Raw genomic sequence first — 14,596 nt, forward strand, 5'->3', positions numbered from 1 at the left:
CCAGCGCCAAGTGGCGTGCCGCGCGCTGCTTTTTGGCGCGCTATGTCGCAGGCGGCATATTTACAGGTAAGATGCAACTTCCCCATAGCAAATGGAAAGTCATGGATCTTCTGGTTTCTGCCGCAGAGCTGGAACAGATGCAGATGCGCGCAGCGCAGCTGCAAGGGGCCCCATGCGCGCTGGCCCTGGCTGCGCTGGTCTGGTATCAGGTGGAAACCGATGGCGCGAGCGCGCGCGCCAATTTGCAAAAACTGCACGCCCTGTTGCCAAGCCTCAAACCCGGTTGGGAGCAGGAATATGTGCGCATGCGCATGATGCTGGCGCAGGCCAGAATCGCCTTGCTGCAAGCCGAATTGCCATTGGCGCAACAAATCGCAGCCCAGGTCTGGCATATCGCGCAAACGCAAGCCGCGCTGCTGGCGCAGGATGGCGGCGCAGCCGGCTTGCTGTTGACCTGTTTGCAAGCAGTGCAAGCGCGGCTGGATCGTTTGGAAGGCGGCAAGCTGCGCAATCCGCACCTGCCAGCCGCAGATGAAACCCCGCCCTGGCAATTTCATGATCACCCGGCGCGCGATCTGCTGTTTGCCGGGGCCGACGCCATGCATATCCTGGCGATTACCGCGAATGACGCCGGGAACGCCGATTTGCGCGATGCGCACTGGAACGCCATGCGTCATCTGGCTCTGGCCGCCGGCGATTTGTTGCGCGCGCGATTGCCGCTGCTGTTATCGGCCTTGCGTCAGCGCGGCGCGGCGCGCGAGCTGGTGTTGCAGGAATTCGGCCCGTTTGCGCCAGAGGAATGGGCCGAATCAAGCCCGGCGCTGCAGGCCTGCCTGTTGGAATATTGGGGCGGGGTGCTGTTCCGGCAGGATGATTATGCGCAAGCGATTAAGTGTTTTCAGCAAGCTTTTGAACTGGCGCAATGCCATTGCATGAACAGCCGCGCGATTATCTCCGGACTCTCGACCGGCATCGCCTACGCCACCCTGAATGATCACGATACCGCTTTGAAATGGAAACAGCGTGCGCTTGATCTGGCCAACCGTTGCGGCTGGCCGGTAAGCATTGGCACGGCGCTGGTGTCTTGCGGCGAAACCTTGCGCTTGCTGCGCCAATTCGGGCCGGCGCGGGAAACCATGCAACAGGCTTTGCATGTGCTGGACGGCTTGCAAAACTCGTTCAATTACGCCATGGCCTTGCGCAATCGCGGCTTTTTGGCGCTGGATGAGCAAGACCCCGGCTTGGCGAATCAGTATTTCACGGCGCTGATTGAGCGCACCCGGATTTTGCATACGCCGGAGCTGGAAGTGGACGGCTTGCGCGGGCTGGCGCTGGCCTGGCTGCATCAGGGCGAGGCGGCGCGCGCGCTGGAAGTGGCGCAGCAAGCGCTGCAATTGGCGCGCACGCATGAAAATCGCAGCGACCAGATGGAGTGCCTGCAAACGCTGGCGGCGATCTGGCGTCAATTGCCGCCGCAAGCCTTGCCGCCGCCATGGCGCGACGATGCGCAAGGCGCCGCCCGCCTGTGCCTGGATTTATTGGAGCAGGCGTATCAATTAGCCGGCCAAATCACCCAGCATCAAGTGTCCGACAGCCTGCTCGAAGCCTTAGCCGATGCGCATGCCGCCTTGCACAATTTCGCCGCCGCCTACCACTGGGCGCAACAGGCGGCGGCGGCGCGTGAAAAAACTGTCAGCCGCGCCGCCACTGCGCGCGCCATCGCCATGCAAGTGGCGTACAGCACAGAAGAAGAACAGGACAGGCGGCGGCGCCATCAGCAATTGGCCTTGGCCGAAGCGCGCCGCGCCGGCTTGCTGCAACAAACCACGCACACCCTGACCGAACTTGGCGCCATCGGCCAGGAAATCACCACCCATTTGCAAGCCGATGCGATTTTTGCGATTTTGCACAATCATGTGCGCGAATTGCTGGCGGCGGATGCGTTTTGCGTGTATTTCCTCAGAGCGCGCGAGCATGGCCCGCTGATGTTGGAGCTGGCGTATGGAATTGAAAACGGCAAAGCGCTGCCGCCTGTTGCGATGGCGCTGGATGATCCGCATTCGTATGCCATCCGCTGCCTGCGCGAGGAACGCGAGATTCAACTCGAATTGCCGGCCAGCGCGCCGCATCTGGCGCAGCAGTTAAACGCCAGCAGCACCCTGCCCTGCTTGAGCTGTTTGTATATTCCGATGCAAGCCGGACAGCGCAGCATCGGCGTAATGAGTGTGCAATCCTGTCAGGAGCAGGCTTATCAGGAACAGCATTTATTGATTTTCCGCACCCTGTGCGCGTATGCCGCAATCGCCTTTGACAATGCGCATGCGTATGCCCAGCTGCAGCAAACCCGGCAGCAATTGGTGGCGCAGGAAAAATTGGCGGCGCTGGGCGGGCTGGTGGCGGGCGTGGCGCATGAACTCAACACCCCGCTTGGCAACAGCATGTTGATGGCCTCAGCCCTGCATTTGAAAACCGAGCAAACCATCGCCGGCCTGGAAAACCAAAGCCTGCGCCACGCCAATCTGGCCGAATATCTGGAAGATGCGGCGCAGGCGGCGCAATTGATCAGCAAAAGCCTGTCCACCGCCGCCACCCTGGTTGGCAGTTTCAAACAGGTGGCGGTCGATCGCACCAGCGCGAAACGGCGCTGTTTTGACTTGCAGCAAACCTGCGCCGAATTGTGCGCCACCATGATGAATCAGGTGCGCCAGCGCGGCCATCAATTGCAGCTCGACATACCCGCCAATATGCTGATGGACAGCTACCCCGGCCCCTTGGGCCAGGTGTTGGGGCATTTGATCAGCAACGCCTTGCAACATGCTTATGCGCCGGAGCAAAAGGGTTGCATGCGCTTATCGGCGCGCGCCTCCAGCACGCGGCGCGAATGGCTGGAATTGCGTTTTTCCGATGACGGGGCCGGCATCGCCGCAGCCGAGTTGCGTCAGGTCTTTGATCCTTTTTACACCACCCGCATCGGCCAGGGCAGCATCGGACTCGGTTTATCGATTTGCCACAATATTGTCAGCAGCATCCTGGGCGGCGTGATCCGGGTGGAGAGCGAAACCGGGCAAGGGGCTTGCTTCATTCTTGATTTGCCGCAAATCTGCGACAATGCGTAAGCGCCCGCTGCCGGCCAAAATCGGTTACAGTTAGGCGGGCGTGGAAAGAAAAAGGCATGGAATTATTCGCATACAACGAGGAAGTCAACCGCATGGAGGCCATGTTGCCGCCAATCGCCGGTCTCGCCCGTTTGCTGGGCTTGCTGGAATTGGCGTGGCATTTGCGCCAGCGCGACACCCGGCGCGCGCTGCACTTGGCGGCGCAGGCGCTGGAGTTGATGGATCTGCCGCAGCTCGATGCCGAATTACGCCGCCAGGCCCAGGCCCGCATTCTGTTGGTTCAAGGCGAAGCCGCCATGCTCGGCGCGCGCCTGGAAGAAGCCGGCAAGCTGGCAAGTGAAGCGTTTCAAATCTGCCAGGCGCTGCAAGATGATATCGGCATCGCTGACGCCCATTTGCTGCAAGCCTGGGTCGCCTCCCACGGTGGCCGGCATGCCCAATCCAAACTTGAAATCGAAGCCGCCTGCCATCACGCCGCCCTGGCCCAGGATAGCTTGCGCCAGGAAGTGGCGGACGCGATGCTGGCGCGCTTTACCGTGTTTCGCGAGCCGCAAACCGCGCAAGCGCGCTGGGGCCGGCGGTTTACCGCCGAGCAGGACGAATGGCATGCCGGTTTGCAAGTCTGGATCAATGATTTCCTTGGCATTTACACCGGCTACACCAGCGATTTCGCCAAGTCGATTGTGCATTTCATGCGCTCGCATGAGGCCGCGCTGGCGACCGGGCAAATCCGCTCCGCCATCATCGCCGCCACCAATCTGGGCAATTCGCTGACCAATTTGAATGACCACCACGCCGCACTCGAATGGATGCAGCGCGGGCTGGATCTGGCGCGCAAAGCCGGCTGGGAAGCGTCGATCGGGGCCTGCCTGATGCAAACCGGCGAAACCCTGCGCCAACTCGGCCAGCTCGATGCCGCGCGCGAGTTGCTCGATGAGGCGATGCAAAAACTCAAGCCCTTATCGGCTTCGCGCAATTACACCATCGCACTGAAATACTATTCCGACATTGCGCTGGCGCGCGGCGAATACGCCCAGGCTTTGCAGAGCTTTCGCCAGCTGGAGGAAAACGCAGCCCTGCTGGGCCAGGCGGATTTCCAGTCTGACGCCTGGCGCGGTCAGGCGCACGCCTTATCGCGTCTGGGACAAGCCGAGCAAGCCTTGCAAATCGCTCTGGCGGCGCTGGAAATGGCGCGAGACACGAATGACGCCTATTGCCAGGTCAGCACGCTGCAAGTATTAGCCGACATTCACGCTTATCATCAAATCCTGCCGCCCTACGGCATGACCGCCAACAGCACCGCGCTGCATTATCTGCAACAAGCGCTGGATGTGGCCGCAACTATCGAAGGCTTTACCGTGCCCGGCGATTTGCTGGATATGGTGGCCAGCGAATATGCGCGCATGGATGAATATGAAAAAGCGTATGAGGTCTCATTGCAGGCGATTGCCGCGCGCGAAAAAACCCACAGCGCACAGGCCACCAACCGTGCGATTGCGATGCAGGTGCGCTATCAAACCGAGCAGGCGCAGGCCGAAGGTGAACAGCAGCGCCAGCTCGCCTCCTCCGAAGCCAAGCGCGCCGAAGCCTTGCAACAGCACAGCGCCACGCTGGAACATTTGGGCGCCATCGGGCAGGAAATCACCGCACATCTGGATTCCAATGCGGTATTTGCCGCCTTGAAGCGGCACGTCGAGAGTTTGCTGGATGTGACCTCGATGGCGGTGTTTTTACTCGACGCCGATGGTCAGTCGCTGGTGTGCCGCTTTGGTGAGGAAAACGGCAAGCCGATCGGGCCGCATGTGGTGATGCTGACCAGCCCGGTGTCTTACGCCGCGCAATGCGTGCGCGAGCGGCGCGAATTATTGATTGATATGGCGCCGGATGAGCATTTGCCCAATCTTGTGCCGGGCACCCTGGCCTGCCTGTCAAAATTATTTGCGCCCCTGGTGATCGGTGAACGCATCCTTGGCGTGATGACGGTGCAAACCCCGCGCCGCTTCGCCTATGACGAAAGGGAGCGGCTGATTTTCCGCAGCCTGTGCGCGTATGGCGCGATTGCGCTGGGCAATGCGCATGCATATCGCCAGCTGCAGGGCGCGCAACAGCAATTGGTGGCGCAGGAAAAACTGGCGGCGCTGGGCAGTCTGGTGGCTGGCGTGGCGCACGAATTAAACAGCCCGATCGGCAACAGCCTGATGATCGCCAGCAGTTTTCAAGATCAGACCGATGATATCCGCGTGCGCCTGGAGCGTCAGCAATTGCGGCACGCCGAATTGGTGACTTTCCTGCAGGAAGCGCAAGAGGCCTCAACCCTGATTTTGCGCGGCCTGACCAATGCCGCCGACCTGGTCAACAGCTTCAAGCAGGTGGCGGTGGATCGCACCACGGCGCAGCGGCGCTGCTTTGACCTGGCCAAGACCTGCCATGAGATCGTGGCCACCATGATGAGCCAGATCCGCAGTAACGGCCATCAAATCACACTCGATATTCCGGCAGAGATCAAAATGACCAGCTACCCCGGCCCCTTGGGCCAGGTGCTGACAAATCTGATCAATAACGCCATGCTGCATGGTTTTGACGGCATGCCGAATGGACAGATGAAATTACTGGCGCGGCAGGATCATCCGGGCCGGGTCATGCTGCAATTTTCTGATAACGGGCGCGGCATTCCGCCACAGCACAAAAAACGCATCTTCGATCCTTTTTTCACCACCAAACTGGGGCAAGGCGGCACCGGGCTGGGCTTGTCAATCAGCTATAACATTGTCAGTTCGCTCTTGCACGGCCATTTGCAAGTGCAAAGCGAAGTCAATCAGGGCACCGTATTCATGCTCGATTTACCGCTTACCGCACCGGAACAGGAATTGGAGCAAAGCGCGTAAAACCGCGCCCGCCCTGACTCTTGCGCAATAAAGCCAAAGACTGCAAAGTCAATTTGACATCCGCCTTTGCGCAGACAACAATGGATTCGCTGTCCATGCTATTGCCGGAGGTAAAGATGAGGCCAGAGAAACGCACGCCTGCTCATGCAATCAAATTCCAGAATTCCGGCCATACAGAGCATCATAAGCTGCATCATTTTCAGGAATCTTTACTCTTATTGAGTCTCTTGCTGGTGATGGTGACCGGCATCGCGGTACAAAAACCCCTGGTGTTTTTCGTTGGCGCGGCGGCCGCCATCGGCGTAGCTTTTGCGCTGGGGCGCAGAATACGCAAGGCGGATCAGCCGCCTGCACGCCGCTAGCAAGCGGCCTGAATGCGGCTGCGAAAATCAGCCGGGCGAAGCGGGCTTTTCGCAACGCCGGGGCGTCAATCGTGGCGCGTTTGATCAGAAAATTGCTGAATCTGACCAGCGCTGCAGGTTTTGCAATAGATTTTCTTCTGCAAACACACTGCCGATATCAAGCCAGCAAGCCGCCATCCACGGTCAATTGATGGCCGGTGACAAAGCTGGCGCCATCAGAACACAACCACAGCGCAGCTTGCGCCACTTCATCGGCCTGCGCCACCCGGCCGATAGGATGCAGCTTGGCGATATAATCGGCGCGCGCCGGATCGCGTGCAATCGCCCTGTCCATCATTTCCGTTTCCACAACGCCAGGGCAAATACTGTTGATGCGTATGCCGTGCCGGGCGTATTCCACCGCCGCACTCTTGGTCAAGCCCACCACCGCATGCTTGCTGGCGGCATAAATCGCCTGGCGCGGCGCACTGGCCAGGCCGGCCACTGAGGCGGTATTCACAATCACGCCGCAAGAATGCTTTTGCATCATCTCCAGCTCAGCGCGCATGCACAACCACACCCCTTTCACATTGACGCGCATGATGCGGTCAAACAGCGCTTCATCGCCCAGCCCCAAGGGCTGCGCCTCTTCTTCAACGCCTGCATTATTAAAGGCAAAATCAAGCCGGCCATATTGCTGCGAGATGGCGTCAAATAATTCTTTGATATGCTTGGCATCGCTGATATCAAGTTGCATGCTCAGCGGCGGCAAGCCCAGGCCATCCAGGCACGCGACGCTGGCCTGTAAGCCTGCGGGGTGCAAATCCACCAACACCAGTTGCGCCCCGGCCTGGGCAAACGCAATGGCGGCGGCGCGCCCTATCCCGCCGCCAGCCCCGGTAACCAGCACGATACGGTTTGTATAGTCATATTTCACCTGCGCCAATCCGGGCGCGCATTGCTCTCTGGCATTCATTGATTTCTTCCTGTGTTGGCAACGCCGGTGGAGAAGTGGGCAGTTTGCGCCTGCTGAAAACAGCGGGTCGCACCTGGCGCGGCGTGAGTTAAAAAATGTGCATCTGATACATGGCGCGGTACGGCTGACGCTGATGCGAACATGCGGTTTTGCGGGAAACGCCTGCGCTGAACAAAACAGCTGCATGACGCGGCCATATCAGCCGGCAGCGAAAAACATAGATATACGTGAATATTACCCGCAAGCTTGACGGGATCAAGCATAACACAGGAAATTTTTTTCTGCTTGAGTCAGCACAGTTTTATCAAAATGCCATGTTTATGGGCAATGCGCTCTGTCATTCAAAGAGCATTACCCATTTTCCCGATCCAATCTTCACGGCAACAAGAATCCTGTGCAAGGCAGCAGCCGCGCCGCCAGTCCCCGGCTGCGCTGGTTTAACAGGAAGGAAATCAGCTGGACGCCTGACCGGCATCAAACAGGCAGGCGTCAATCACCTGCAAATCATTATCTTTGGCGAAATCCACCACAAAGTGGTAGGCCATAGGCTCGATGTCGCGCAAGGCGGCATTGACCACCACGGCTTTCACGCCATCGACCATGGTTGGCCGCACATAGGGGGAATATTGCAGATGGTTGTGGCGGTTGCGCGGGCTGGAAGGCGGCCGGAAACAGGACATCACACCGCACAGACGCTCCGCCCAATCACTGGGGCGGAATGTGCGCCCTTTACTGGTCAAACCCAGGATAAAAAACTCTTTGACAACAGGCGCGCTTTTGCTGGATTCGTCCATGACGGGGGTCTTCACTATCGGGCTGCGGGGGCAGCGGTTTCATACCAGGGGATGGCGGCAGCGCTGTGCAAAACTGTTGGATTTGCTGCGCAATGCCGCAAACCGCCAAACCCCGTATTATAGACGAGGACAGGGTGAAAACCTATGTCTGCGGCATGTGCGCATCAGCCAAAGAAGACCGCGACTGACAACAACAGCAATAACATCATCCACAGCACCAGAGCGCGCCAGACCAGGGCGACCGTGCTTTGCAAGGCGCGCGGGCCCGGCTCCTCGCCCGGCATGGCTTCCGTCTCGGCGCCGGCGACAGTATCCACCATGGCGGCATCCGGCGGCAAGACATTGGCCGCGCCTTCCGCTGCAGCGCCCAGGCGCACCCCCAGCGCCCCGCTGCCGGATGCGAGAATAATGCCGACCGCCGCTTCGCGCCAGCGGCTGGCGAAATTGCGCCAGCAGTAAATGGCGTCTTCAAAATTGCCCACAATCGCAAACGCAATCGCAGTCAAGCGCACCGGAATCCAGTCAATCACATAAAAAGCGCGCTGTGCAAAGTGGCCAAACACCTCATTTTTCATATGCGCCGGCTCATTCCAGGCGCGCGCCAGATATTCCGCCAGGCGGTACATGATCGCGCAAGCTGGGCCGACCGGCATCAGGAACCAGAAAAACACCCCGAACACGCTGCGATGCGAAGTCACCAGCGCGCGCTCGACAGCAATGCGGCAAACTTCACTGATTTCCATACCCACCGTATCAAGCCCGGTCCAGTCGGCCAGTAACTGGCGTGCGCGCGATTCGTCGCCGGCGCTCAAGGCCAGTTGAATCGCGCTGAAATAATGGCTGTAATGCCGGAAACCCAGGGTCAGATAGACGATCAGCACATTCCAGCAAAACACCGCCAGCATCCGCACTTCCGGCGCTGGAATCAATTTCAGGAGCCAGTAAATAATTGCCACCGGCAACGCGAGTGAGGCCATCACCAAGCACCAGGCCAGGCGGCCATGCGAGGCTTGGCCGGCATTAAACCAGGATTCCATGCGCATCGCATAGGCTTTGATCAATGCGTACACCGGATTATCCGCACGCAATGGCTTTAATTGCTCCAGCACCAATGCGATCAGAATCGAAAAGAATGTCATGCCCTTCTCTCTTGGTTAGACACGCAAAAAATGAAACAGATTGCGTAACATGGCCGCAGTTGCGCCCCAAATAAAATGATCTTGCCATGGCATGGCGTAAAAGCTGCGCCGCCGCCCATCGCCTGCCGGCAGCATGCGGCGCTGGTGGTGCGCGCCATCCATCAAAAACGCCAACGGCGCCTCAAACAGTTGCGCCACTTCATGCGGATCCGCCTGCAAATGGAAAGGCGGATGCAACAACGCCACCACAGGCGTCACCCGATAGCCGCTGATGGTGCAATATTGCGGCAAGCAGCCCAGCACCTCGACATGGCGCGCATCCAGCCCCACTTCTTCACGCGCTTCGCGCAATGCGGTGGCGACCGGGTCGGCATCGTCGTCTTCGGCCCGCCCGCCGGGAAAACTGATCTGTCCCGCATGATCGGACAAATGCGCGGTGCGCTGGGTCAATAAAACGGTGATGCCGTCTGGCCGCAGCACCAGCGGAGTTAATACAGCGGCAGGCGTCAAATCGGCCTCATGCATGCGGGCGCGATGTTCATCGCCGTATTCTGCCTGCCACAGCGGCGGCGCGGCAAAGCGCGCTCGCAACCAATCCGCCTGCAAACGCTCAGGCGGCACTGCAGCCTCGCCGGCGACTTCATGCAGCGGGACAGATTGCGGATCAAAATCGGGCAGTTTCATACGGCGACTCTCATTCTTTGGGGCATTATCGCATGAACCCGGCAACAGCAGCGTTTGCGCCGCGCACAGCATAAAAAAAGGGGAAGCCGAAGCTTCCCCTTTTCTGTTTTTTCCCGTTCCTGCGAAAACCGCAGTGATAGAACCTGCGAGGTTCTTATACTGCAGCAGCCTTATCCGCGCGGCGGGTCGGCAGTTTTTCTTTGATGCGAGCCGACTTGCCAGAACGTTCGCGCAAGTAGTACAGCTTGGCGCGACGCACATCGCCACGACGTTTGACTTCGATCGAGGCGATCAGCGGCGAATACAGTTGGAAGGTACGTTCCACGCCTTCACCGGAAGAAATCTTACGCACGATGAAGTTCGAGTTCAGGCCGCGATTGCGGCGGGAGATGACCACGCCTTCATATGCCTGAGCGCGCTTACGCGTGCCTTCGACCACCATCACATTCACCACCACGGTGTCGCCAGGGGCGAATTCGGGGATGTTTTTGTTCAGGCGCTTGATTTCTTCCTGTTCGAGTTGTTGAATCAGATCCATGTTTGACTCCTAAAACCATCTTGCCAGCGCTGATCTTTGCCTGGTAGAGGATGGGGTTAAACCGTGCAGATCTCGCGATCTGCGCATTCTTGTTTTACTGCAAATTACTGCATTTCTTCCTGTATCTGCCGCAGCGCCGCTTCATCTTTGGCGTTGAGCTGACCTTGTTTGCGCGCCGCGTCGATCAAGTCAGGGCGCTTTTTCAAGGTCGCCGCCAACATTTGATGTCTGCGCCAGCGCGCGATTTCCGCGTGATTGCCGCCTAACAGCACCGCCGGCACACGCTCCCCGTCAAACACTTCAGGGCGCGTATAGTGCGGCGCATCCAGCAAGCCATGCACAAAGCTGTCTTCCAGCGCCGATTGCGCAGTATTGAGCACTCCCGGCAGCTGGCGGATCACGGCGTCCATCAATACCATCGCCGCCAATTCACCGCCGGAGAGCACAAAATCGCCGATGCTGATTTCCTCATCGACATGACGCTCCAGCAAACGCTGGTCCACAGCTTCATACCGCCCGCACAGCAAGACAGCGCCCGGACTTTGCGCCAAATCCATCACTTTCGCGTGGTTCAGCGTTTTGCCTTGCGGCGACAGGTAAATCACGCGCGGGGCGCTAATTCCTGCTTCGCTTTGCGCTGCTTTCGCTGCGCCAATCGCCTGCTGCAAGGGGGCTGCCATCATCACCATGCCCGGGCCGCCGCCATAAGGCCGGTCGTCCACAGTGCGGTGCACATCGCTGGTGTAATCGCGCGGATTCCACAAACCCAGTGCAAACTTCTGCTGCTCTGCTGCGCGCCGCGACACGCCGGATTCGGTGAGTGCGGCGAACATTTGCGGAAACAGCGTGATCACGTCAAAGCGCATCGCCGCCTCAGAAATCCAACTCCCAGTCGGCGCTGATCTGACGCTTGGCCAAATCGACTTCACGCACAAACTGATCAACAAAAGGAATCAAGCGCTCCTCTTTCTGTCCCTCTTGCGTCAGGCGCAAAATGGGGTGGGCGCCGTTATCCATCATATCCGCCACCTGCCCGAGCACTTGCCCTTGCAGATTGACGACTTGCATGCCGATCAGATCAGTCCAGTAATACTCGCCATCAGACAAAGCCGGAAAACGGCTGCGCGAAATCATGATCTGCGCGCCCTTGAGCGCTTCTGCTCCGTCACGACCGGCAATGCCGGTAAACAAAGCCACCAGATCCGCGCCATGCTGTTTCACCTGCCGCACATCGACATCTTGCATCTGCGGTTTATCCAGCCACCAGGTTTTGGCGCCGAACATCGCATCGGCATCGCTGGAATAAGGTCTGATTTTGACCCACCCCTGCACGCCGAAAGCGCCCGTCACATGCCCCACCAACACCAGGTCAGCGGGCGGCGTCAATGCGTTTGTCTGCATCAGCGACACTGCGAAAAAATCAGGAAGAAGTCTTGGTGGACAGCAGGCGGGAAACTGCCGGGCTGACCTGGGCGCCTACGCCGGTCCAGTATTCCAGGCGGTCTTGCGCGATGCGGAAAGGCGATTCCTGGCCAGAGGCGATAGGATTGTAAAAACCGATGCGTTCGATGAAGCGGCCGTCACGACGGCTGCGGGAATCGGTTGCAACGATGTTGTAGAAGGGGCGCTTCTTGGCGCCGCCACGTGCTAAGCGAATTACGACCATGATGTATCCAAATAAAGGGTTACAGGGCGGGAAAACAGCAGATTATATCCGCCCCACACAGCCTTGGCAAGCCGGACTTCCTTGGATACATTCATTAACAGCCATTCTTTTTCAACTCTGCTTCCAGCGCTTCGAGCTGTCCCGCAGGAGCTTGTTTTTTCAACGCGTCCAACTGAGCGCGCGCCTGTGCGCATTGCCTGGCGGCGGACTCCTGCTTCGGCTCAGGCTTGGCCTGGGTCTTTTCCTCAGGCTTGGATGGCGGCCTGGTATCGGCTTTCGCTTCTGTCTTTGTAAGCGGGGGCGGTGCTTGACGCTTTTTCTCATCCATGCAGGCCGTCACAATCGCGCGTTTGATTTGCTGCAACGTGCCGCGTTGCGCATACACTTCCCGCACCAATTGCTGCTCAGCGGGATTAGCGCTGCGCGCCAGCATCTGCTCTTCGATTTGCCCGGCCTCACGCGCCCAGACAATTTTCTGCGCCTGCTCGCCGCGCTGCCGGCATTGCACATCACCCTCGATTTCCGCCCCTGCCGGCGTGCTGCCGGATACCGGCGGCAGTTTTTTGCCGCCGCCATCGGCGCAGGGTTTATCCTGATAGACGCTGCCGCAACGGTACAACGTCTGCCCCTGCGCACAGCTGACGCTGAACAATCCGGCCAACAATACCGCGCGCGCCACAGATCCTGACAATTTCATATCCCCTCCCCTGCTTTTTGTCGGAATAGTATGCGCCTGCTTTGAAAAATGAAAAAGCCGGGGCAAGCCCCGGCTTTTGAAATTCTGAAAAAATCAGAATTAAGCGGATTTGCGACGACGCAGCGCCAGCAAGCCCAGCAGGCCCACGCCCATCATGGCATAGGTTTCAGCTTCCGGCACAGCTGCGCGCACCACCAGCTGATCAGCCCAGGACGGAGCGCCGCTTTGGCCAGCCCACGGGCCATAGATTTGGCCCAGGCCGTCTTGCCAGTCGCAATGGCTGTAGGTATTGGAGAAATACGGAGCAGCGCAAGCAGCAGCGCCGGTCAGGTTCGGATTGGTGGCCGAGAAACGGGCGCCAGACACCGAATCCGTGCCGCCCAGCGGCACATTGGCGCCCTGGAAGATGAAGTCGGTTGCGCGCGGAGCATTGGCCAGCTCAGCAGCGGTCGGCACGTGCCAGCCGAATTGTGCCTGATAGGACAGATCCAGGCCGGAAGCTGCCGGCAGCGGGAAAGCCCAAGCCCATTGCAGACCGCCAATGGTGATATAAGCGTTGGACGGCAGCGGAGCATTCACCAGTGCTGCGTGAGCGGAACCGAAGCTGGCGGCCAGAACAGCGGCAACAGCGATTTTTTTTGCGATTTTCAACATCGTATTTCCTGTCTTGAAGGGTTTAGGTTGCAGTTACACATCCAGGTGGGTCCTACAACAAGGATGGCTCTATATGGCCAAATTTATTTCCTTGATCGCCAAAGCGGGTATCAGCTTCAATGCGGCGCTGTGCGCCACAACGGCTCCTCGCACCCCAGCTTGTTTCAAGCGACGTTCAAAGTGTAACAAACCCTGAAAATTGCCGCAAGCATATTATTTCGCTTTTTTGCATGAATTACGGAAAAGTTAATTTCTTTATGGAAATATTTTGCCGGATTATTTTTACTTCTTTCTTCTTTTAAGTAAAAAATACTGCTTTTCATCAGTGTTTTGCTGATATCCGCAAGCATTATTCGCATTACTGCACAGTCAAGGCGAAATACAAATTTTACAATTTGTTGCAAGCCGCATGAGCGATGCATTCAGCCTTGCCGGAAAGCCGGCACAGCGCGCGCCATGCTATGCTTGGCGCACTTTTTCCAAGGATGACAATATGGGCAATCGACTCTCTAAAATCGCAACCCGCACCGGGGATGATGGCAGCACCGGTCTGGGCGATGGCAGCCGCACCTTTAAAGACAGCTTCCGCATCCATGCGCTGGGCGAGGTGGATGAATTGAACTCGCATGTCGGCTTATTGCTGTGCGAAGATTTACCGCAGGAGATGCGCGCCGAATTACTGGAAATTCAGCACGACCTGTTTGATATCGGTGGTGAGTTGTGCATCCCCGGCTATCAAATGATTCAGGCCGAACAGGTTGAAAAACTGGATGGTTTGCTGGCCAAGTACAATGCCGACCTGCCGCCTTTAAAAGACTTCATCCTGCCCGGCGGCACGCGCGCGGCCAGTCAGGCGCACATTTGCCGCACCGTCTGCCGGCGCGCCGAGCGCAATGTGGTGCATTTGGGGCGGGAGGAAAATATCTTTCCGTTTGCGCGGCAATACCTTAACCGCTTATCGGATTTGATGTTTGTGTTGGCGCGCAGTTTGAACCGTTATGCCGGCGCGAATGGCGATGTGCTGTGGCATCACCGCAGCAAAACTGAGGCCAGCGAAACATAACAACGCGCGCATCTGCGCCTCGCCCCCCTTCAACAGACAGGCG

At 58.3% G+C, this 14,596-nt stretch carries 14 protein-coding genes; 4 read left to right on the forward strand and 10 right to left on the reverse strand.

All coding sequences use genetic code 11. The features are described from left to right. Positions 1–101: 101 nt before the first annotated feature. From V8J88_RS11100 to V8J88_RS11110, 3 genes are all read left to right on the forward strand, one after another. Positions 102–3,116 (forward strand): ATP-binding protein, encoded by a 3,015-nt coding sequence (locus tag V8J88_RS11100; RefSeq protein WP_338849579.1) that lies wholly within the window; start codon positions 102–104, stop codon positions 3,114–3,116. Positions 3,117–3,172: 56 nt separating this feature from the next. After that, positions 3,173–6,001, forward strand: coding sequence for an ATP-binding protein (locus V8J88_RS11105; RefSeq protein WP_338849580.1), 2,829 nt, complete (start codon positions 3,173–3,175; stop codon positions 5,999–6,001). An 80-nt stretch (positions 6,002–6,081) separates the two neighbouring features. Then, positions 6,082–6,363, forward strand: a complete 282-nt coding sequence (locus tag V8J88_RS11110) for a hypothetical protein (protein WP_338849582.1) — start codon at positions 6,082–6,084, stop codon at positions 6,361–6,363. A 157-nt stretch (positions 6,364–6,520) separates the two neighbouring features. Here V8J88_RS11110 and V8J88_RS11115 read toward each other — a convergent pair whose 3' ends face one another. From V8J88_RS11115 to V8J88_RS11160, 10 genes are all read right to left on the reverse strand, one after another. Next, on the reverse strand, positions 6,521–7,318 hold the full coding sequence (locus V8J88_RS11115; protein WP_338849583.1) for a glucose 1-dehydrogenase: 798 nt from the start codon (positions 7,316–7,318) through the stop codon (positions 6,521–6,523). Positions 7,319–7,770: 452 nt separating this feature from the next. Further along, positions 7,771–8,112 (reverse strand): DUF3579 domain-containing protein, encoded by a 342-nt coding sequence (locus V8J88_RS11120; RefSeq protein ID WP_338849586.1) that lies wholly within the window; start codon positions 8,110–8,112, stop codon positions 7,771–7,773. Between the two features lie 164 nt (positions 8,113–8,276). Then, positions 8,277–9,251, reverse strand: a complete 975-nt coding sequence (locus V8J88_RS11125; protein ID WP_338849587.1) for a CobD/CbiB family protein — start codon at positions 9,249–9,251, stop codon at positions 8,277–8,279. Between the two features lie 15 nt (positions 9,252–9,266). Beyond that, positions 9,267–9,935, reverse strand: coding sequence for a CoA pyrophosphatase (locus V8J88_RS11130; RefSeq protein WP_338849588.1), 669 nt, complete (start codon positions 9,933–9,935; stop codon positions 9,267–9,269). Positions 9,936–10,089: 154 nt separating this feature from the next. Beyond that, positions 10,090–10,473, reverse strand: a complete 384-nt coding sequence (gene rplS, locus V8J88_RS11135; protein WP_338849590.1) for a 50S ribosomal protein L19 — start codon at positions 10,471–10,473, stop codon at positions 10,090–10,092. 104 nt (positions 10,474–10,577) lie between these two features. Beyond that, positions 10,578–11,339: a tRNA (guanosine(37)-N1)-methyltransferase TrmD gene (gene trmD, locus V8J88_RS11140; protein WP_338849592.1), complete on the reverse strand. Its 762-nt coding sequence runs from the start codon at positions 11,337–11,339 to the stop codon at positions 10,578–10,580. A gap of 7 nt (positions 11,340–11,346) precedes the next feature. Then, on the reverse strand, positions 11,347–11,874 hold the full coding sequence (gene rimM / locus V8J88_RS11145; RefSeq protein ID WP_338849594.1) for a ribosome maturation factor RimM: 528 nt from the start codon (positions 11,872–11,874) through the stop codon (positions 11,347–11,349). A 19-nt stretch (positions 11,875–11,893) separates the two neighbouring features. Further along, the gene (rpsP, locus tag V8J88_RS11150; RefSeq protein WP_338849596.1) at positions 11,894–12,139 is read right to left on the reverse strand and encodes a 30S ribosomal protein S16; all 246 of its coding nucleotides are present in this window, start codon (positions 12,137–12,139) and stop codon (positions 11,894–11,896) included. 94 nt (positions 12,140–12,233) lie between these two features. Next, positions 12,234–12,836 (reverse strand): hypothetical protein, encoded by a 603-nt coding sequence (locus V8J88_RS11155; RefSeq protein ID WP_338849597.1) that lies wholly within the window; start codon positions 12,834–12,836, stop codon positions 12,234–12,236. A 99-nt stretch (positions 12,837–12,935) separates the two neighbouring features. After that, positions 12,936–13,490, reverse strand: coding sequence for a PEP-CTERM sorting domain-containing protein (locus V8J88_RS11160; RefSeq protein ID WP_338849599.1), 555 nt, complete (start codon positions 13,488–13,490; stop codon positions 12,936–12,938). Positions 13,491–13,983: 493 nt separating this feature from the next. On the opposite strand from V8J88_RS11160, the gene V8J88_RS11165 reads away from it, so the two are divergent. Then, on the forward strand, positions 13,984–14,553 hold the full coding sequence (locus tag V8J88_RS11165; RefSeq protein ID WP_338849600.1) for a cob(I)yrinic acid a,c-diamide adenosyltransferase: 570 nt from the start codon (positions 13,984–13,986) through the stop codon (positions 14,551–14,553). Positions 14,554–14,596 lie beyond the last annotated feature (43 nt).

It is taken from the genome of Massilia sp. W12 (assembly GCF_037300705.1).
Classification (GTDB): Bacteria; Pseudomonadota; Gammaproteobacteria; order Burkholderiales; family Burkholderiaceae_D; genus JACPVY01.